Origin of the sequence: Methylobacterium sp. J-001, assembly GCF_022829565.1 — a bacterium.
GTDB lineage: Bacteria > Pseudomonadota > Alphaproteobacteria > Rhizobiales > Beijerinckiaceae > Methylobacterium.
Window position 1 is genome coordinate 144,881 of the sequence record NZ_JAKSYN010000200.1, and the last position, 19,023, is coordinate 163,903.

Annotated in this window: 17 protein-coding genes; 8 read left to right on the forward strand and 9 right to left on the reverse strand. The window is 68.3% G+C overall.

Annotated elements, in window-relative coordinates; translation table 11 throughout:
* Positions 1 to 9 precede the first annotated feature (9 nt).
* From MKK65_RS25030 to MKK65_RS25040, 3 genes are all read left to right on the forward strand, one after another.
* Positions 10 to 507, forward strand: coding sequence for a DUF6468 domain-containing protein (locus MKK65_RS25030; protein WP_058192983.1), 498 nt, complete (start codon positions 10 to 12; stop codon positions 505 to 507).
* Entirely contained in the window at positions 504 to 1,364 is an 861-nt protein-coding gene (locus MKK65_RS25035) for a MotE family protein (protein WP_243960693.1), read from the forward strand. Before MKK65_RS25030 ends, MKK65_RS25035 begins: the two co-directional genes overlap by 4 nt.
* A 499-nt stretch (positions 1,365 to 1,863) precedes the next feature.
* On the forward strand, positions 1,864 to 2,499 hold the full coding sequence (locus tag MKK65_RS25040) for an FkbM family methyltransferase (RefSeq protein WP_243960695.1): 636 nt from the start codon (positions 1,864 to 1,866) through the stop codon (positions 2,497 to 2,499).
* Between the two features lie 177 nt (positions 2,500 to 2,676).
* Here the strand turns inward: MKK65_RS25040 and MKK65_RS25045 are convergent, their stop codons facing one another.
* From MKK65_RS25045 to MKK65_RS25065, 5 genes are all read right to left on the reverse strand, one after another.
* Positions 2,677 to 3,546, reverse strand: coding sequence for a class I SAM-dependent methyltransferase (locus tag MKK65_RS25045; RefSeq protein ID WP_243960697.1), 870 nt, complete (start codon positions 3,544 to 3,546; stop codon positions 2,677 to 2,679).
* A 97-nt stretch (positions 3,547 to 3,643) separates the two neighbouring features.
* Complete coding sequence (locus MKK65_RS25050; RefSeq protein WP_243960700.1) at positions 3,644 to 4,942, reverse strand: leucine-rich repeat-containing protein kinase family protein; 1,299 nt, start codon at positions 4,940 to 4,942, stop codon at positions 3,644 to 3,646.
* A gap of 4 nt (positions 4,943 to 4,946) precedes the next feature.
* On the reverse strand, positions 4,947 to 5,138 hold the full coding sequence (locus tag MKK65_RS25055; RefSeq protein WP_243960701.1) for a DUF1192 domain-containing protein: 192 nt from the start codon (positions 5,136 to 5,138) through the stop codon (positions 4,947 to 4,949).
* 11 nt (positions 5,139 to 5,149) lie between these two features.
* Positions 5,150 to 6,370, reverse strand: a complete 1,221-nt coding sequence (locus tag MKK65_RS25060; protein WP_243960703.1) for a phosphopentomutase — start codon at positions 6,368 to 6,370, stop codon at positions 5,150 to 5,152.
* 2 nt (positions 6,371 to 6,372) lie between these two features.
* Complete coding sequence (locus MKK65_RS25065; RefSeq protein ID WP_058192978.1) at positions 6,373 to 8,010, reverse strand: ABC transporter ATP-binding protein; 1,638 nt, start codon at positions 8,008 to 8,010, stop codon at positions 6,373 to 6,375.
* An 86-nt stretch (positions 8,011 to 8,096) separates the two neighbouring features.
* Here MKK65_RS25065 and MKK65_RS25070 point away from each other — a divergent pair, with 86 nt between their 5' ends.
* From MKK65_RS25070 to MKK65_RS25085, 4 genes are all read left to right on the forward strand, one after another.
* Complete coding sequence (locus tag MKK65_RS25070; protein WP_243960705.1) at positions 8,097 to 9,482, forward strand: CoA transferase; 1,386 nt, start codon at positions 8,097 to 8,099, stop codon at positions 9,480 to 9,482.
* 366 nt (positions 9,483 to 9,848) lie between these two features.
* Complete coding sequence (locus MKK65_RS25075; RefSeq protein WP_243960707.1) at positions 9,849 to 10,832, forward strand: phosphatase PAP2 family protein; 984 nt, start codon at positions 9,849 to 9,851, stop codon at positions 10,830 to 10,832.
* A gap of 336 nt (positions 10,833 to 11,168) precedes the next feature.
* Complete coding sequence (locus MKK65_RS25080; protein WP_243960709.1) at positions 11,169 to 12,206, forward strand: NAD-dependent epimerase/dehydratase family protein; 1,038 nt, start codon at positions 11,169 to 11,171, stop codon at positions 12,204 to 12,206.
* Positions 12,207 to 13,739, forward strand: coding sequence for a hypothetical protein (locus tag MKK65_RS25085; RefSeq protein ID WP_243960711.1), 1,533 nt, complete (start codon positions 12,207 to 12,209; stop codon positions 13,737 to 13,739).
* A 170-nt stretch (positions 13,740 to 13,909) separates the two neighbouring features.
* Here the strand turns inward: MKK65_RS25085 and MKK65_RS25090 are convergent, their stop codons facing one another.
* The 4 genes from MKK65_RS25090 to MKK65_RS25105 all read right to left on the reverse strand — a co-directional run bounded on the left by MKK65_RS25090 (position 13,910) and on the right by MKK65_RS25105 (position 17,631).
* Complete coding sequence (locus tag MKK65_RS25090) at positions 13,910 to 14,743, reverse strand: transporter (RefSeq protein ID WP_243960713.1); 834 nt, start codon at positions 14,741 to 14,743, stop codon at positions 13,910 to 13,912.
* Between the two features lie 376 nt (positions 14,744 to 15,119).
* A complete protein-coding gene (locus MKK65_RS25095) occupies positions 15,120 to 15,617 on the reverse strand; it encodes a RidA family protein (protein ID WP_243960716.1) in 498 nt (165 codons plus the stop codon).
* Entirely contained in the window at positions 15,614 to 16,039 is a 426-nt protein-coding gene (locus MKK65_RS25100; RefSeq protein WP_243960718.1) for a c-type cytochrome, read from the reverse strand. Before MKK65_RS25100 ends, MKK65_RS25095 begins: the two co-directional genes overlap by 4 nt.
* Positions 16,036 to 17,631: a flavin monoamine oxidase family protein gene (locus MKK65_RS25105; protein WP_243960720.1), complete on the reverse strand. Its 1,596-nt coding sequence runs from the start codon at positions 17,629 to 17,631 to the stop codon at positions 16,036 to 16,038. Before MKK65_RS25105 ends, MKK65_RS25100 begins: the two co-directional genes overlap by 4 nt.
* 428 nt (positions 17,632 to 18,059) lie before the next feature.
* On the opposite strand from MKK65_RS25105, the gene MKK65_RS25110 reads away from it, so the two are divergent.
* Complete coding sequence (locus tag MKK65_RS25110) at positions 18,060 to 18,944, forward strand: lytic transglycosylase domain-containing protein (protein WP_243961003.1); 885 nt, start codon at positions 18,060 to 18,062, stop codon at positions 18,942 to 18,944.
* Positions 18,945 to 19,023 lie beyond the last annotated feature (79 nt).

The window sequence follows — 19,023 nt, forward strand, 5'->3', positions numbered from 1 at the left end:
GTGCAAACCATGAGCCTCTTCGTCACGCTCGCCGCCGACATCCTGGTCGCGGTCTTATTGGCGGCCACGATCGTCACGTGTCTGCGGCTGTCGCGCCGGATCAGCCAGCTCAAGGGTGACGAGGCGGCGTTGCGTCAGACTATCGGAGACCTGATGGTGGCGACCGGCACAGCCGAGCGCGCTATCGCAGGGCTGCGCTCGGCAATCGACGACAGTGACCGTACCCTCACCACACGGATTGAGGCCGCCACAACCCGCTCCGCCGAACTGGCTGCACAGGTTGAGGCCGGTGAGACTGTGGTGATGCGGATTGGCGCGATTGTGGCGCAGATGCGGACCGTACCGGTCCGGGCCGAGCCGTCGCCCGCTCCGCGGACTGCGCCCGAGCCGGAGGTGCGCCGGACCGAGCCTACGAGCCCGAACGGCGAGCGTCTCGGCGCCGCCGCTGCGGCCGCTCTGGCGATGAGCGAGCGCGCCCTGGCTCGCGTGCGGGCGCGCGCCGCGTGACCGGCGTCCCGGCTCCAAAGATCCCGCCTGCGGCTAAGCCGACCCCGAAGCCACCGCGCCAGGGTACGACGGCCCTGCGCCGCTCACGTCTGAAGCCGGTGCAGCCCATGCGGCTGCGCCTGATCGATGCCGTGGCGATCGCGGCCGGCGGCCTTCTGTTGCTCAAGCTGCTTACCCTGGCGCAGGTCGGCCTGCCGGGCGTCGGGACCCTGCCGGAATACGGCCGCGCGGTGGCCCGGGCGCGCACGGGCTACGAACCACCCGATCCCGTCACGACCGGCTCGGTCGGTGCCAAGGAGGAGCCGCCGGCGGCGCCTTCCGAGAAGCCGCCGGAGATGCCCGCACCCGAGCCAGCTAAGGCCGCATCCGGCTCCCCTACGGAACGTGCGCTTCTCGAGAAGCTCGGCGCCCGTCGTGACGCCCTGCGCCAGAAGAACGACGAACTCGAGTTGCGCGAGAAAATGCTCAACGAGGCCGAGCGCAAGCTTGAGACTGGCTTGGGCGATCTCAAGCAGGCAGAGGAGAAGGTCGATGCGGCTGCCAAGGCCCGCGAGGAGGCCGAGAAGCAGGGGCTGAAGAACATCGTCACGATGTACGAGTCGATGAAGCCGAAGGACGCCGCCCGGGTGTTCGACCGCCTCGGCCATGACGTGCTGGTGCCGATCGTCTTGGCCATGAACCCGCGCAAGATGGCCGAGGTTCTGGCAGTGATGCAGCCCGATACCGCCGAACGCCTAACCGTGACGCTCGCTAACCGCGCCCGCGGCGTCGGCGGTGGCGCCCAGGCGCAGGCCGGAACGGGCCTGCCGGCGAACGAGTTGCCGGCGATTGATCCGGGAACGGGGCCTGCGCGATAATGACGAACCCGCTGCGCTCTATCCGGTTGGACCCGGGCTGCTGAGGAGCGTGGCCCTCGGCTCGAAGCGCTGATGATGCAGGTCGATTACTCTGCCCTCGATTTAGGGCCCGAGACGCCTTTCCTGAACGCTGCGCCCTACGATGACTTGACGGACCTGAACGTTTCAATGCAGCGAACTCATCCGCCGACTCAGGCAGGCCAGAACGGGCTTCCAGCTGTGCAAGCATTGATGCCTTGTTCTTGACTTACTTCAAAAAATATTTATTTATTATCGCGAATGGATGTATCTGGATCGGCTGGTGATGTTGTTAAAAGAATTGATATTGTCGAGCGCTGCTGGTTTTTTCAATTAGATTTTTGACAAGGCATCTGTTCAGAAAATTTTATTCAATGCTTTGCGCCTCAATAGAAAAGAAGTGAGAAGTCTCATATTGAACCGCAATGCTGCGTTTCTGGGGTATTGTCTGGCGCGCAGGGCTCGTTCGAGATCTCAGATCTTGCAGGATCTCTGGGTTTGTTTTGAGCTTGGAGAGAAGACGGATGGTTATTTTGTAGAATTCGGGGCGACGAACGGCATCAAAAATAGTAACACGTGGCTGCTCGAAAAGACGCTTGGCTGGAAGGGTATTCTGGCGGAACCGAATCCGATCTGGCATTCCGCTTTGGTGGCTGAACGGGACGCGGCAATCGAGTATCGATGCGTGTCTTCGAAGTCGCGGGAAACGGTGACATTCATCGCGACCAACGATACAGATCCTGAATTGAGCGGTATTGCCCGCTATGCCGATGCCGATCATTTTGCCGAAACGCGCAGCCGTGGCCAACGGATCGAAATCGAAACCATCTCCTTGGACGATCTGCTTGATGAGCACAGGGCTCCGCAGCGCATCGACTATCTATCGATCGATACGGAAGGCAGCGAGCTCGACATTCTGTCGGCTTTCAGTTTTAGTCGTAAGTTCAATGTCATATCCGTAGAAAACAATCCGAAGAATGAAGTCTTGATCGACGAACTTCTTGCGGCGAACGGATATATCCGGGTTTTCCGCCAATTCTCGCAATGGGACAGTTGGTACGTATCCCGGGAACTCAGGCCAGAGACCCCAGTCATCGTTGCAGCCCCGGACGCGTGATCGCCGATCCCGTATGAGATGGGCTCTGGACGCCCCGCGAAGAGCCTCACGCGGAACTTCCTCGGTACCGTCGCATACCGGGGGAGAAAGCCCAGCGACCGGGCATTTTATCAGATGCTTGAAGTCGATTACAGACAGTGCGGGATTTCTGTCCCGACCGACGGATCTGAATGCTGTTTACGCGCTGTCGGTCGGTGGTCCCGTCATCGGGGTTCCACAAGGTCGATAGCGGTAATGTCCGCAAAAATAGACCGGCCGGCCGGTCACGAGCTGGTGCAGACGCGCCATGGTCCAAGCCAGCGTGCCACAGCGCTTGGCGATATCGACATGCTCGACCAGAGTTAGACCGGGCGCAATCGCTTCCACGGCCCCCGGCCGCGCCATCGCCCAGTGGAACGACGCCCTGGTCTTGGCGAGGCTCGGATTTCGCCGCGATTGCCGCACCATGACGGGCGATGCGAAATCGGCGGCCAATTCGAGCGGGGCGCCGCTTTCCGCGGCGCGGTCGACGAGCCTGCGGAGCAAATCTTCGCCCGTAGCCGGTGCGAGATACATGAAGACGCCTTCCGCCAGCACCAGGGCTGGTCGACCGGGCTGCCAACCGATCCCATCGATCCAGGCAAGCGGCTCCGTTTTCGAGACGGTGATGATCCGGACATTGTCGCGCCGGGATATCAGGGCCTCGCGGAGACGGACGACCTCGGCGAAATCCGCGTCGATCCAGTCCACCGTGGCGGGCAACCGGATGCGCGCCGGGCGGTCGTCCAGCCCCGAGCCGATGCTGACGCACAGGCCGGTGGGGTGCGCCGCGATGAAGGCGCCCGCAATCCGGTCGAACCACTGGGCGCGGATCACCGACCCGCGCATGCTTCCGGTGTCGTCGGCAAAACGCGCCGGATCAAAGCCGAGTGCCGTTCCGATGCGCGCCGCTTCGCCGTCCCGGAACTGAAGATCCGGATGCCGATCGGGTGCGATCATCCTGGCGGCAAGCGGGATCAGAAGAGTTTCTGGAACAGTTCCTAAGGACGCGATGCCGAAATTGTTCATGAATGTCGCCACGGTCACGTTCGAGGATGGTGGAGATCACCCCTCAATGGTGCTGCGTGCAATGGAAGATCTTCCCGGACGCGAGATTTTTGGCGTGTTATTCCGCAATCCGTCCGATTGCGGCGGCCACGTCTTCCAAGCGGGGCCGCTGCACCGGATCGGACTGCAGGCACGCATCTGTCAGAGCCTGCAGCCCGTCCGGCGCCGCGTCGCAGCGGTCGAGCAACTCGTCGAGCAGAATACCCACCGCCCGCACCTCGACCTGCGCCAGCGCTGCGCCCGCGTCTCCTGTCGGCAGCGCCGAGGCCGCGCCGAAATCGCTGAGCACGGCTGCGCCGGTCTCGGCATCCCAGAGCGTGTTGTGGGCGTAGACGTCGCCGTGCAGCAGGCCGCGCCCATGCAGGTGGGCCACCGCCTCCGCCACGGCGCGGGCGATCGTCAGGGCCTGTCCGGTGTCGAGCCGCAGGGCGGGATCGTAGACATCGCGGCTGCAACTCGCGAGGCTCGGCGGGCCGGCCAGCGCGCGCCAATGCGCCGGCAGCAGCCGGAGCAACAGTCCTTGCGCTCCGTCAGGATGGTTCACGAGCCGGCCGAGCGCACCGGTGAGCGCCGGATGGGTGCCGGCGGCGAGGCAGGCCTCCATCTCGCGCTCCGGCAGGCCGTCGCTGCTCATCGTGCCCTTGAACAGCTTGAGCGCCACCGCCTCCAGACCGGATGACCCACGCCAGATCGCCTGGTGGACCCGGCCCGAGGCCCCCTCCCCGAGCAACGCGCCGATCTGCAGCGCCGACCACGGCACCGGCGTCGACGCCGTCGGCTCCGATACGGGCTCGGCGGGATTGCCCGCATAAGCGATCCAGGCGAGGCGCGGCAGGCGGGCGAGCCAGGGTGGCAGGGTGTCGAGCCGGTTGCAGGACAGACGGATCAGTTCGAGATTGTCCGCGCCTGCGAGACCGCCGGGCAGATGCGCGATCCGGTTGCCCGCCAGCATCAACTTCTGCAGCAGCGGGCGCTCGCCGAGGGCGTCCGGCAAGGTCTCGATCGCGTTGTCGGTAAGGGTGAGCCAGCGCAGGTCGCGCGGCAGCGACTCTACCGGCACCGCCCGGATGCCGCAGCCGCGGAAGCCGAGCTGGCTCAGCGTCGGGCAATCGCCCAGGACCGGCGGCAGGCGCTCGAACCGGTTGCCGGAGGCGAACAGGACCCGCAGGCGGTTCAGGCGGCCGAGATCGGCGGGCAGGTCGGTGAAGCCGCCCCGGCCGAGATCCAGTACCTCCAGGGTGTCGGCGAGGCCGAAGATCTCGCGGGGAAAGTCGGCCAGCCCGTCGGTCAGCCGCAGTTCCCGCGCACCCGCCAAGTCGCCCCGCCGCAGGGCGGCCAGCGTTTCGGTTCGGTCCAAAGCGTCAGCCTCGCTTGAAAAAGGCGTCGGCCGCGCCCTGCGCCGCTTGCTTGGCTGCCCGCGCCGCTTCGATCCGGGCGATCTCCTCCCGCAGCAGCGTGATGCGGGCGTCGAGGTCGGAGAGCGAGAGCGTGTCGAGGGGCTGCCCGATCTCGTGGGCCACAGCCTTGCGCGGTCGGTCGTCGTCGTCTCGCATGGTGCGGCCCCTTACAGGAATACGCGGCCGGCACCATCCCAGGGGAGCCCGAGATGGCCTGCCAGGGTGGCGCCGATATCGGCGAACGTGTCCCGCCGCCCGATCGCCCGGGGGGCGATGCCGGGGCCGAAGGCCAGGACCGGTACCTGCTCGCGGGTATGGTCGGTCCCCATCCAGGTCGGATCGTTGCCGTGGTCGGCGGTGATCACTGCGAGGTCGCCGGGTTTAAGCGCTGCCAGGATTGCGGGAACGCGGGCGTCGAACGCCTCCAGCTCGGCGGCGTAGCCCGGCACGTCCCGGCGGTGGCCGTGCTCCGTGTCGAAATCCACGAGATTGACGAAGATCAGGCCACCCTCGGGCAGGTCGCTCAGGGCGTCGAGCCCGGCCTTCAGGCAGGCCGCGTTGGCGCCCGGCTTGATCTCGCGGCCGGTGGCGCGGTGGGCGAAGATGTCGCCGATCTTGCCGACGCTGACGACCGCCCGCCCTGCGGCCTCGGCCCGGTCGAGCAGGGTGCGGCCGGGGGGCTCCACGGCAAAATCCTTGCGGTTACCGGTGCGGCGGAAGCCCGTCTCCGCCGAGCCTACGAACGGCCGGGCGATGACCCGGCAGACCCGGTAGGGATCGCACAGGCGGCGCGCCACGCAGCACAGCTCGTAGAGCCGCTCCAGCCCGAACGCTTCCTCGTGGGCGGCGATCTGGAAGACGCTGTCGGCCGAGGTGTAGCAGATCGGCTTGGCCGTCCGGACATGCTCGGCGCCGAGTTCGTCGATGATGGCGACGCCCGGTGCGTGCCGATCCCCGAGGATGCCGGGCACGCCGCCCTCGGCGATCAGCGCCGCGACCAGAGCGGGCGGGAAGGCTGGCCGCGTATCCGGAAAGTGACCCCAGGGCTCGGGCAGCGGCAGGCCGGTGATTTCCCAATGGCCGGAGGGCGTGTCCTTGCCGGCGGCTGTTTCGACGGCGTGGCCGTAGGCGCCGCGCGGATCCCCCTGAGGCGCGAGGTTCGGCGGAATGCGGCCGGACGCCCCGGCGGCGGCGAGGCCGAGCCCGAGTTCGGCGAGATGGGGGAGACGCAGGAGCCCGCTGCGAAGGCCCACCCGGTCACCGCGCCCGATCGCGCAGGCCTCGGCGATGTGCCCGAGCGTGTCGGACCCGGCATCGCCGTAGGCGGCGGCATCCGGGGCGCCGCCGATGCCGACGGAATCGAGCACGATGAGGAGGGCACGGGCCACGATCAGGCGGGCTCCAGCTCGGTGACGGCATCGCTGTCGAGGGCGAAGGCGGCCTTGAACAGCGCCCGGGTATAGCCTGTCTGCGGGTCGGCGAAGATCGTCTCAGCCGGGCCTTCCTCGACCACCCGGCCGTTCTGCATCACCACCACGTAGTTCGCGAGCGCCCGGACCACCTTCAGGTCGTGGCTGATGAACAGGTAGGCGAGTCCGCGCTCACGCTGCAGATCGCGCAGCAGCGTCACGATCTGCGCCTGGACCGAGCGATCCAGTGCCGAGGTCGGCTCGTCCAGCACGACGAAGCGCGGGTTGAGCACCATGGCCCGGGCGATGGCGATGCGCTGGCGCTGGCCGCCGGAGAATTCGTGCGGGTAGCGGTCCATGGCGGCTGGGTCGAGCCCGACATCGGTGAGCGCCTTGGACACCACGGCCCGACGCTCCGCCCCGGAGCGCGCCGCGCCCTGGACGATCAGCCCTTCGGCGACGATATCGGCCACCGACATGCGCGGCGAGAGCGAGCCGTAGGGGTCCTGGAAGACCACCTGCATGTCCCGGCGAAGCGGCCGCATCTGCGCCACGGTGAAGGCGTCGATGCGGTTGCCCAGGAAGACGATCGGCCCCTCCGAGCCGGTGAGCCGCAGCAAAGCGAGGCCGAGCGTGGTCTTGCCGGATCCGGATTCGCCAACGACGCCAACGGTTTCGCCGGCCCGGACCTTGAGCGAGACCCCGTCCACCGCCTTGACGTGTCCGGTGACGCGCCGGAACGCCCCCGATTTCAGCGGGAACCAGACCTTGAGCGGCCCGGCCTCCACCAGCGTCGGTGCATCGGCCGGCACCGGGTTGGCCCGGCCCTTCGGTTCCGAGGCGATCAGGCGGCGGGTGTAGGCGTGCTGCGGGTTGGCGAAGACCGACTTGGTCTCGCCGGCCTCCACGATCTTGCCCTTGAGCATCACGCAGACCCGGTCGGCGATGCGCTCGACGATGCCGAGGTCGTGGGTGATGAACAGCAGCGCCATGCCCAGGCGCTTCTGAAGGTCGGCGAGCAGCGCCAGGATCTGCGCCTGCACGGTGACATCGAGCGCGGTGGTCGGCTCGTCGGCGACCAGCAGGTCCGGTTCGCAGGCAAGCGCCATGGCGATCATCACCCGCTGGCGCTGGCCGCCGGAAAGCTCGTGCGGGTAGGCGCCCATGCGGCTCTCGGCGTCGCGCAGGCCAACCAGTTCCAGAAGCTCGAGAATTCGCTTGCGCGCGGCCTTGCCGGAGAGACCGCGATGGAGGCCCAGCACCTCGCCGATCTGCCGCTCGATCGTGTGGAGCGGGTTGAGCGAGGTCATCGGCTCCTGGAACACCATGGTGATGTCGGCGCCGCGCACGTCGCGCATCTGGCGCTCCGGCAGGCTTGCCAAGTCCCTGCCCTGGAACAGGATTTTCCCGCTCTGACGCGCCGCGCCGTCGAGCAGCCGCAGGATCGCCAGAGCGGTCACCGACTTGCCGGAGCCCGATTCGCCGACCAGCGCGACGGTCTCGCCCCGGCGGATGGTGAAGCCGATCGAATCGACCGCCGCGGTCTCGCCCTCCCTGGAGCGGAAGGCGACGGACAGGCCCTCGACGGACAGGAGCGGCGGGGTTTCGGCCTCGGACATGGGATCCTTATAGCGCGGCCGGGACCCTAGCCTACCCGGCCGGGGATGCGCGATCATGCGCGCCGCCTGCAACTCGGGGACTTGCCATGCCGGATCTCGCCGAAGAATTGGCCGCGCAGACCCGGCTTACCGTCGAAGACCCGTCGCAGGCTGCCCGGGCCCTTCGCATCAGTGGGATCGGCACCCTCCCCTCGGCGTTCCGGGTCACCGAGCTTGCCGCGGCCTCGATTGCAGCCGCCGGCTTGGCGCTCGCGGAAGTTGCGGGCCTCGACGGACCGGTGGCGGTGGACCGGCGACTCGCGTCGTTCTGGTTCGCGACGTCGCTGCGGCCGGAAAACTGGCGGGTGCCGGCACCCTGGGACCCGGTGGCCGGCGACTACCGGACCCGGGACGGCTGGATCCGGCTTCACACCAACGCCCCGCACCACCGGGCGGCGGCGGAGCGGGTGCTCGGCGCCCAGGCCGACCGGGCCGGCATGGCGCGGGCCGTGGCCGGTTGGGACAAGGCGGCGCTGGAGGCGGCGATTCTGGACGCGGGTGGCTGCGCGGCCGAGATGCGCGGGCTCGCGGATTGGACGGGCCATCCCCAGGGCCGGGCGGTGGCCGCAGAACCCCTGGTGGCGTTCACGCCGGCCGCCGAGCGCACCGCATCGCGCTGGCATCCCCAAGCGGGGCGGCCGCTCGCCGGCCTCCGGGTGCTCGACCTGACCCGGGTGCTGGCCGGCCCGGTGGCGACCCGGTTCCTCGCCGGGTTCGGGGCGGACGTGCTGCGGATCGATGCGCCCGACTGGGACGAGCCGGCCATCGTCCCTGAGACGACGCTCGGAAAGACCTGTTCCCGCCTCGACCTGCGCCGGGCGGCCGACCGGGCGACCTTTGCGGCCTTGCTGGCGGGGGCGGACGTGCTGGTCCACGGCTACCGACCCGGTGCCCTCGACGGGCTCGGCTACGGCCCGGAGGCGCGGCGCGCCCTGGCCCCAGGCCTGATCGACGTGTCGCTCGATGCCTATGGCTGGACCGGCCCCTGGGCCGGCCGGCGCGGCTTCGACAGCCTGGTGCAGATGAGCTGCGGCCTCGCCGAGGCCGGGCAGCGTTGGCGGCAGGCCGACATCCCGGTGCCGCTCCCGGTCCAGGCGCTGGACCACGCCACCGGCTACCTCATGGCGGCGGCCGTGCTCCGGCTGCTGGCCCGGCGCCTGTCGGACGGCACCGGCGGCCAGGCTCGGCTATCGCTCGCCCGGACCGCGGCCATCCTGATCGCGGCCGGCCCGGCCGAGCCGGCGCCGGCGCTTGCGCCTGAGACGCGAGAGGATCTGGCCCCGGAGATCGAGGCGACCTCCTGGGGGCCGGCCCGCCGCCTGCGCCCGCCCCTTGTCGTGGCCGGGCCCGCGATGCGCTGGGACCGGGCGGCACGCCGACTCGGGGACGATGCGCCGGCCTGGGGGCGTGAGCGAGGGGTGGGCGCGCGGTAGGAAGCGGGGGTCGGGCAATCGCGTCGGCGCGGAATGCCTCGGCACGATCGAGCGCATGGTGCCGTTCGGCTCCGGCCCATGGCAGGCTCGGAAGGGTTCGTGTCCAGCTGTTTGACGAAGCAGTACCTTACGATTGCAACGGGCGGATCCGCGACAATCCGCTGCCGAGCAAAAGTCGGACGAAGCAGGCGTCGCGCGTCGTCTTCAACGGACGATCCGTATCTCCCTGCCCAAGCTGGATCGGTGCCACTGCCTCCGCGCAACGTGCTAAGGTCCGTTAAGGGCCCCCTTCTAGACTGCCGCGTCACCGAAGCGGGCAGGTCCGTGATGTCTGAACAGAGTGAGGACAGCGCAGGATCACGACACGTGCTCTTCCTGCCGTCCGACTTTCATCAGACGCGGGCGCGTCTCTGGCTGCTGATCCTCGCCACCGCCATCCTCACGGCCGCGTGGATGCGTGCAGCTGGCCTCGCCCTGGATGCCAAGAGCACACTGATCCCCGCCTTGAGTTGCGCGGGACTCGAAGTCCTGGCGATGTTCTACAGCACGCGGCGCCTTGAGCCACGCTTCGCAGTGAGCCTGTCGAGCCTCGCGCAAATCATCGCCTTCAGCTCTTGCGCGGCTCTCCTTTCCTACGCTGTCGCCGCCACCGGCGGTCCGCTCTGGGATGTTACCTTCGAGGCAATCGACAGGTCCCTTGGCCTCGATTGGCTGACCTACCTTCACGGCCTGAACGACCGTCCGCGGCTCGGCTTCGTCCTATCCTTGGCCTACCAGAGCCTGATGCCGCAAATGATCCTGGTGGTCGTCGTGCTCGGGTTTAGCGGCCGGCTGGGCGCTGTGCGTGAGTTCGTGCTGGCCTTCGTGACCGCGGGGCTCGTTACCGTCCTGCTCTCGGGTCTGATGCCCGCGATGGCGATGTTCGTGCACCTCGGCCTGAAGCCAGAGGATTTCCCCGGGTTGAACCCGGCCGCCGCATACGTTCATCTCGCCCATCTGTCTGGCCTTCGCGACGGCACGCTCCGGAGCGTGTCCCTCGACCACATGGAAGGCATCATCACCTTCCCGAGCTTCCATGCAGCACTCGGCGTGCTGTTCATCCGCTATTTCTGGATGTCGCGGATCACGCGCTGGCCCGGCCTCGCGTTGAACGTGATGCTGATTGCGGCGACGCCGATCGATGGCGGCCACTACTTCATCGATGTCGGTGCGGGTGCGCTGATCGCCGTCATGGCGATCGCAGCCGCTCGCTGCGTCGGCCGCTTGGCAACGGACCCTGACGGGAAACCAACACATCCGGTCTGGCTCGTGCCCAGCCAGGAAGGGGTGGCGACACGCGTGTCGTCCTGAGATCCCGGGATCAGGCCACCCGAAGCCCCCATTGAAGGGCAGCGGAGAAACGTTCTGTCCGGGAAAACGCCGACGCATTTCACCATGCCGGACCTGGGTCGCGACCGGAACGGCCCTCCCAAGGGGATGACGGCCGGTCCGCTTACGGACACCCAAGCGTGCTGCGGCGAGGGCGGGGGTGGCATCGCTCCCGAGCGAGGAGCACCGGCGATGCCGCTCACGGCTCCGGTGGTGCTTGGGGGACGGCCTACGGCGCGCGGAGCCACGCAATCTTAAGCAAGCGGTTGCAAGTTTTGGCGCCGGTTACGCGTTTGGCGCCGGCGTGAAGGAACTCGCGTGGCACGTGTTCTCGTGACGGGGGGCTCAGGCTTCCTGGGCTCATTGCTGATCGCGCGGCTGCTCGATGACGGGCACGCCGTGACCAGCATCGATTTGCTTCCCTGCAGGATATCACACCCGAACTTGACCGCGGTCGTCGGCGACATCCGTGACCGACCGTTGCTCGACCGGCTGCTGACAGGGCGCGAGCACGACGGCGTCTTCCATTGTGCGGCGCTCTTGGCGCACGGCTCGATCTCGCCGGGTGAATTGTGGTCGGCCAACGTCGAGGGCACGCGCACGCTTGGGGCGGCCGTCGCCGGAGCCGGTATCCGCAGCCTGATCTACATCTCCAGCAATTGCCTGTGGGGCCGTGGCTTCAGCCGCCCGGTGCACGAGGATGACCTGCCGGAGCCTTGCGAGATCTACGGCGCGAGCAAGTGGGAGGGCGAGAAGATCCTCGCGAGCCATGCCGGCGATTTCGCCACGACTGTGCTGCGCTCGCCGACGATCCTGGACCAGGGGCGGCTCGGCCTCCTGGCGATCCTGTTCGAGTTCATCGCCGATGGGCGACGTGTTTGGGTCGTTGGCGACGGTTCGAACCGGTATCAGTTCATCGCCGCGCGTGACCTGATCGGGGCGATGCTGCTGGCCTGGCAGCGTCGAACGGCCGGCGTGTTCGGCATCGGCTCGGACGATGTCGGCACGATGCGCGATAGCTACGCCCATGTCATCGCGAACGCGGGAAGCCAATCGCGGATCGGCAGCCTGCCGAAAAGGCCCACCGTCCTGGCGATGCGCGCTGCGCATGCCCTGCGGATATCACCCCTCGGGCCGTACCACGCGCGGATGATCGCCTCGGATTTCGTCTTCGACACGACGCGGATCAAAGCTGCACTGGGCTGGCGGCCGACGCTGACGAACCGCGAGATGCTGCTCTGCGCCTATCGCTATTACGCGGCCAACCGTTCCGAGATCGCCCTGCGACGCGACGTGTCCGCCCATAACCGCTCGGCCGATATGGGTGTGATCCGCCTCCTCAAATGGGTGTCCTGATTGACCGCGCGTGCCGCGATGCCGTCGCCCGCATTGCTGACCCCTGCCGCGCCTTCGCGGTCGCATGAGGCGGCCTTGGCGGCGATCGGCGCGGTCGGCCTTGCGGCTGCCCTCATCGCGGTCGGATCGCACCACGAGGCTTGGTTCGACGAGGCGCAGGCGTGGCTCCTGGCCCGTGACAGCACACTCACGGACCTGCTCCGCGAACGTCTCCACTACGAGGGGTCGCCCGGCCTCTGGCACGCCGTGCTGTGGCTTGCCTCACACGCCGGCTACCCGTTCGCGGCGCTCTGGCTCATCAGTTCCGCGATTGCGGTGTCGAGCGCATTTCTGATCCTTCGCGCGGCGCCGTTCCCTGTCTGGCTCCGGTTCGGCATCATCGGTTCCTATTTCTTCGCCTACCAATATTCCGTCGTGGCGCGCAGCTATGCGCTCGATCTCCTGCTCGTCCCGCTGGCCGCCTGCCTGTTCCCGCAGCGGGCAACGCGGCCGCTGCCCTACGCGATCGTTCTTGGCCTGCTGGCCAACACCAATGCGCACAGCTTCCTCGTCGCCGGAACGCTGTGCGCCGAGACGCTGCTTCTGGGGTTGCGTGCGGGCGCCTGGAGGCAACCTGCCTTCCTCAGCAGCATGGTCGTGTTCGCGTTGTGCGCGTTGAGCGCCATCCTGCAGGCATGGCCGGCCCCGGACGTGAGCTTCGGTGCGGCAGGCATCCATTTCGACCGCGCCGATAGACTCCTCAGCGAAGCGTTCGTGGGCGGCGTGCCTTTCGGGACCCTGGACGTGCCCGTGCTGGTCCAGCGGCTCGCCGGGCTGTTGATCCTGCTCCCGTCGCTCGTTCTGTTTCACCGCGCCGGAACCTTCAGCCTCGTCGGCGCCCTCATTCTCAGCTTGATGGTCTTCTCGGCCGTGCAGCATGCCAATCTCTGGCACTCAGGCTTCCTGTTTCTCGTGTGGATCTTCGGCCTCTGGATCAGCTGGCCGACGCTGAACGCCGGCAGCCGCACCCTGCGCAGGCTCGTGCTGGCAAGCGTCGCCAGCCTCGTCTTGCTCCAGGACGTCCAGACCGCTGCAGCCTGGATCAGGGAGGTGAGAGAACCCTACTCGTCAGGTCGGGAGGCGGCCGCGCTCGTGCGGGCGGCGCGTGAGCGGGATCCGGCGGCGCGGGTCGCAGCGATTGGCTTCAAGGCCTTTTCCATTCAGCCCTGGTTCCCTCACAACGTCTTCGCCAACTACGTCGGCGGTGCGTCCAATCCAGCCTTCTACCTGTGGGATCGGCGGCAGCGCTTCTCGCCACGCGTGGAACTGGATTCCTTCCGCGCCGCGCTGGCCGGAGGGTACGACCTGATCGTCCTCTCGACCGATCTCCCGCCAGGTCTTGATCTGGACGCGTACAAGGCGGCGGGATCGGAAGAGGGATATTGCGTGACCGCAAACATTCCCGGCCACCTGATCTGGAAAACCGATCGCGTTGAGGATGACGGCATCCTGTTGTTCGAGAGATGCCGTTCTGCGCACGATGCCGACGGCTGAGTGCGTCAGGATCGGGCGTTCGCGATCTCGTCGTCCGCCTCGCGCCGACGTCAGGGAGCGGCCGAGGGGAATCGGTTTTCGGGAAGACCGAACGACCGTCCCGACGCCGGACATCGGCTGGATGCGGAGCGCCCGCTGATGGCCGGCCGGTCGAGTTCGGAAACAGGCTGTCAGAAGCGGCGCGCCAGGGGGCTCGGCGCGGGTGTGCCGGCCTGCTCGGTGCCGATCGGCACCGTGACGCGCAGCCAGCCCCGGGTCTCGAGGCCGGCATAGTTCCGCTGGACCACATCCCGCGTCACGTAGGCCTGCAGGTTCGCGGGCCCGAAATTGTAGCCGACCAGCCCGCCGACCGCGAACTGTCCCTGCCGCGCATAGGACGGGTTGGCGGTCGGCAGATCGGTCGATCCGAACGCCACGGGACCGATCTCCCACTTGCCGAAATGCTTCGTCGCGGTGAGGTCGAGATTGAGGAAGTCCGGGTAATAGACACCGGCGCTCGACCGCGTGTCGAAGAAGGTGCCGTACAAGAAGTTGCCGGTCAGGTTCCAGCCGTCCCCGTTATAGGTGATCGCGAAGCGCTGGTGCAGGACCGGGTTCTGGATGACGATCCTGGTCTGGCTGGGCAGGTACGCCCCGAGCAGGTAGCTGAAGTTGAGATTGGCGCCGAGTTTCCAGGCGACCTGGGCGGCGAGCAGCGTCTGGCCGAACCCGCTCTGGTAGGCGGCACCCCGCGTGCTCAAGGCCGTGATCGGCTGCAGCACGACGAGCTGTATCCGTCCGCCGATCACTTCGGCCGGCGTCGCCCAGATGAAGGACGGCAGGTTGACGTTCGAATCCGTGCCGCGGGGCCTGATATCGCGTGCGCCGAAACTCGACGTGTCGATGAAGTAGAGGCCGCTCGGCAGCGGCGCGCCGGTCGGGATGCCGACCGTCTGTCCGGGCTGCGCCGACGAACCGGCCTGCGCCGGGATGCCGGCCAGCCCGCCGATGAGCGCGGCGGTCATCCCCAGAGCGCGGACCGTCCGGTTCCATCCAGCCATTGTCATTCCAAGGGCCCAACGTGCCCGATCTTCGGCTGGCCGTTATTGCATGACGACGGGGCTCCGGCGGCTCTTTCATGCGCCGAATGCAAACTTGCGCCGCCGGCGTCGTTGCCGGGCAACAGCGCCGGCGGAGCGCGAGGCATGTCGGCGAGGCCACTCGTCAAGACGTGGGCCCCGCGGGAGCATGGTCCGACCGGCACCCGGTTCTCGCGACCGCACCTTGCGGTGGCGGCGTGCCACGGCCCCCGCGAAGGCGCTCTCCTGGAAACACTGTCATCCCGGGCGCCGCGTCGCGGGTCCGGGATGCCGGGGATCCTGTGGGGATGGCGACCCCCGATCACGGCCGCACGGCGGTGACCTCGATCTCCACCAGCCAGCCGGGATTGGCGAGCGCCGCGACCTGGACGGCCGAGCGGGTCGGCAGGTTCGGCTGCGCCGCCGTGCCGAATTTCTCGCGGTAAGCCTCCATCAGGCCGGCGAAATCCATCCGGCCGCCCTTGGCCGGGTCGCCGACCAGAAACACCGTCATCTTCACCACGTCGCGCAGCGACAGGTTCCGGCGCTTGAGCGCCGCCTCGATCGACGCCAGGGTCGAGGCGGTCTGGGCCCGGGTATCCCCGAAGGCGGCGACAGAAGTCTTCTCAGCGTTGGGGTTGGTCACCGCCGGCCCGAAGCCGCTGAGATAGACGGTCGCGTGCCCGGCCGGCACCTCCACCGCCTCCGAGATCGGGAAATCCGAGCCCGGAATCGGGTGCCGGGTGATGTCCTCGGCCCGCGCCGGCCCGGCCAACAGGGCCAGCGCGAGGGGGGCGGAAATCAGGATCCGTTCGATCATGGCCGTGCCGCTTTCACATCCGCGGGGGCGACCGCGTCGCCGTATGGGTTGTCGAAATGGGTCCGGACGTAGTTCACCACGTCCGCGACCTGGGTGTCGCTCATCATGCGCCCGAGCGGGGGCATGCCGCGCAGGCCGTACAGCATCACCGTGACGGGATAGCCGGCGCTGGCGAGTTTCTGGTTGTGCCGGAGCGCCGGATAGGCGGCGGCGCCGACCGCGCCCTCCCCGCCCGCCTGGTGGCAGGCGGCGCAGACCTGGGCGTAGAGCGCCTCGCCCCCGGCCTCGGTGAAGGTCTTGCCCTCGCTCATCGCCGGGCCGGCCGACGGGACGGCCGCGTGGAGGGCGTGCTCCTGCGCGGCGGCGCCGCCACACGTGGCGAGGAGCAGCGCCAGGGTTCGGGTGATCGAAGAGACATTCATGCCGCCAGGACCCTCTTGTGAAGCCGCGTGACCGTGTCGAGCGCCGAGAGGATCGCGCCCTCCTGCCAGGCCGGGATGTACGAGGCGTGCTCGCCGGCCAGCATGATCCGTCCGTCGATCGCGCAGAGGTTGTCGTAGTGCTCGGCCCTTGCCGCGTCGGTCCAGTCGCCGGCGCAGCCCAGGGTGAACGGCACCCGGTGCCAGGCCACCGCGATCCCGGTCTCGAACTCGGTGCGGTATTGCGGGTGGATCTGGCTGCCGTAGGCCACCGCCCGGCGCACCCGCTCGGCGGGGCTGAGCGCGGTGAATTCGTAGGAATTCGGCCCGTTCCACGTATAGGCGCCGAGCAGCACGCCCTTGCCGCCGGCATTGTAGCCGGTGGAGGGATACGAGATCTGGCGGATCGGCAGGTCGGTGTAGGAGATGCCGCCGAAGATGTGCTCGTCCTCTTCCCAGAAGCGCCGCTTGAACTGCAGGCCGATCTTCACCGAGGAGGCGTAGGGCACGGCGTCGATGGCGGCCTTCATCTTGGGGCCGACCTGAGTGGGGATCTGGCTCAGCACGGTCAGCGGCAGGGCGCAGACGCACCAATCCGCCTGGGCCTGCCGTACCGCGCCGCCGTGGGCGAGATCCTGGTATGTGGCGGTGACGCCGTGGCCATCCTGGGCGATCTGCGTGACCTTGGCGCCGTACCGGATCGTGTCCGGCGGCAGGGCCCGGGCGAAGGCCTCGCCGATCCGGCCCATGCCGCCGACCGGCTGAAACATCGTGGTCTGGAACTCGTAGAGCAGGAAGTTCTGCAGGCCCCGCCAGAGCCGCGAGGTCAGGATGTCGTGGAGCGCCATCGGCTCGCCGTCGACCGGACGCGCCGAAAGGCCGCCGCCCGGATCCTGGGCGTAGCCGCGGAACTCCGCGGAATCCGGGCCGGCGCGGTAGGCGAGGTCCTTGTCGAGGCCGCCGAGCGACCGCAGCGCCTCGATCAGGATCTCCTGGTCCTCCTTGGAGACCTCCGCGTCCAGCGCGCCCTTGCGGGTGGCCTTGGCCAGGAGCTCGGCGGTGGCGCCGTCGAAATCGGTCTTGACCGTGCGGATCCGCTGCGGCGTGCCGCCGAAGCCCGCGGTGCTTTGCACGAAGGCGTTGTGGTTGAGCTGGATGAACGGCTCCAGGGCCACCCCGAGCCGGCGGCAGTAATCCAGCACGCCGTGGTGGTGGTAGGGGATCCGCCAGGGGCCGGGATTGAGGTAGAGGCCCGCGTCGAAGTCGCAGCGTTGCGTGGCGCCGCCCAGCTCCGTGTAGGTATCGCCGCCGCGCAGCGACCAGTTCCGGCCGCCGGCGCGGGTGTTGTACTCGAGGATCTGCACCCGGTAGCCGGCCCGGTGCAGCTCCAGCGCCGCCGTCATGCCGGCGAGCCCGGCGCCGAGAACGAGCACCGAGGCGCCCTTCGGGTCGCCGTCGAGCCGGATCGGCCCGCGATAGGGCGATTCCTCGGCGAAGCCGAGGCTGGTCATGACCTGATAGGCCGCCGCACTCCCGGCCGCGGCGCCCACCAGCGATATCAACTTGCGACGACTGAATCCCGATGCCTCTGCCATCTCGCTTCCCGTCTCCCGATCCGGATGCGTCAAGGACGGTGTGACCTAAGCAAGTCGGGGGCCAAGTTTGGAGCCGGACAAATGAAACGTCTGATCCCCAGCGTCGATCCGGTGCACGTTGCCTGCGGTTTTGCAACTTAAGCGGAGATGCATCGCCTGAAAATCATCGGCATCAGTGGACTTGCTTCGGATCCGGCAAAAGCCAGCCGACCTAATATTTCCTGGTCCTCCACGCATCTGGATACGCCGCGGCGTAGCCAAGGCCTCGGGATGACGGCGCGGGCGGGATCTCCGGAGGGCTCGCGCCGCGGCATCACCCCCCAACCGTACGGATTGATCCCCCCGTGCGCCCCGCTACAAGCGGTTGTGTGATCGCCCCCTGCCTTCGCCGCCTCGCCCTGCTCCCGCTCCTCTTCGCCGGCCCGGCCATGGCGGCCCCGTCGGAGGGCGCGACCGAGACCGTCGAGCAGGCGCTCTGCCGTCTCATCGACGACTCCGCCAAGGCGCGCGGGCTGCCGATCCCGTTCCTGACCCGGCTCATCTGGCGCGAAAGCAGCTTTCGCGTCGGCGTCGTGAGCTCGGCCGGCGCGCAGGGCATTGCGCAGTTCATGCCCGGCACGGCGCGGGAACGCGGGCTGCTCGATCCGTTCGATCCCGAGCAGGCGATCCCGCACGCCGCCCATCTGCTCGCCGACCTCAAGGCCCAGTTCGGCAATCTCGGGCTCGCGGCCGCCGCCTATAACGGCGGTGCCGGCCGGGTGAGCAAATGGCTCGCCGGTGATGGCGGCCTGCCCGCCGAGACCCGTGCCTACGTCGCCGCCATCACCGGGACCCCGGCCGAGGATTGGCGGGGCGGCGCCGCGATCACCTATCCGGAGGGCGGGGCCCCCGCGGCGAAGGAGAAGCCCGAAGCCAAAGCGGAGGCCAAAGCAGAGTCCAAGCCCGAGGCGAAGCTTGAGGCCAAGCCCGAGGCGCCGGCGACCTGCCTGCAGGTCACCGCCAGCCTGCGCATTCCGTCCCGTGGCGACCGCTTCGCGCTGGGTCCGAACGAGGGGCCGGCGGCGCCCTGGGGCATCCAGCTCGCGGGGAATTTCTCCAAGGCGCTGGCCCTGCAGAGTTTCAACCGCGCCCGCAGCGCCTATGCCGGGGTGATCGGCGAGGCGCGGCCGATGATCATTGGCACCCGCCTGCGCAACCGCGGCACCCGGGCCTTTTACCGGATCCGCCTCCCCGCCCAGAGCCGGCAGGCCGCCGACGATCTGTGCGGCCGTATCCGCAAGGTCGGGGGCGCGTGCATCGTGCTTCGAACCTGATTTTGACCGTCCGGCCCCGCTCCCGTCATCAATCCGCCCCGAGCGGCGCGCTGAATGGGCCAATCAGGGCAACCGGACG

Bases quoted from the DNA above. Each gene is read 5' to 3' on its own strand.
- MKK65_RS25095 (WP_243960716.1), bottom strand. From the start codon at position 15,617: ATGATCGAACGGATCCTGATTTCCGCCCCCCTCGCGCTGGCCCTGTTG.
- MKK65_RS25065 (WP_058192978.1), bottom strand. From the start codon at position 8,010: ATGTCCGAGGCCGAAACCCCGCCGCTCCTGTCCGTCGAGGGCCTGTCC.
- MKK65_RS25110 (WP_243961003.1), top strand. From the start codon at position 18,060: ATGGCGGCCCCGTCGGAGGGCGCGACCGAGACCGTCGAGCAGGCGCTC.
- MKK65_RS25030 (WP_058192983.1), top strand. From the start codon at position 10: ATGAGCCTCTTCGTCACGCTCGCCGCCGACATCCTGGTCGCGGTCTTA.
- MKK65_RS25055 (WP_243960701.1), bottom strand. From the start codon at position 5,138: ATGCGAGACGACGACGACCGACCGCGCAAGGCTGTGGCCCACGAGATC.
- MKK65_RS25105 (WP_243960720.1), bottom strand. From the start codon at position 17,631: ATGGCAGAGGCATCGGGATTCAGTCGTCGCAAGTTGATATCGCTGGTG.
- MKK65_RS25100 (WP_243960718.1), bottom strand. From the start codon at position 16,039: ATGAATGTCTCTTCGATCACCCGAACCCTGGCGCTGCTCCTCGCCACG.
- MKK65_RS25070 (WP_243960705.1), top strand. From the start codon at position 8,097: ATGCCGGATCTCGCCGAAGAATTGGCCGCGCAGACCCGGCTTACCGTC.
- MKK65_RS25045 (WP_243960697.1), bottom strand. From the start codon at position 3,546: ATGAACAATTTCGGCATCGCGTCCTTAGGAACTGTTCCAGAAACTCTT.
- MKK65_RS25090 (WP_243960713.1), bottom strand. From the start codon at position 14,743: ATGACCGCCGCGCTCATCGGCGGGCTGGCCGGCATCCCGGCGCAGGCC.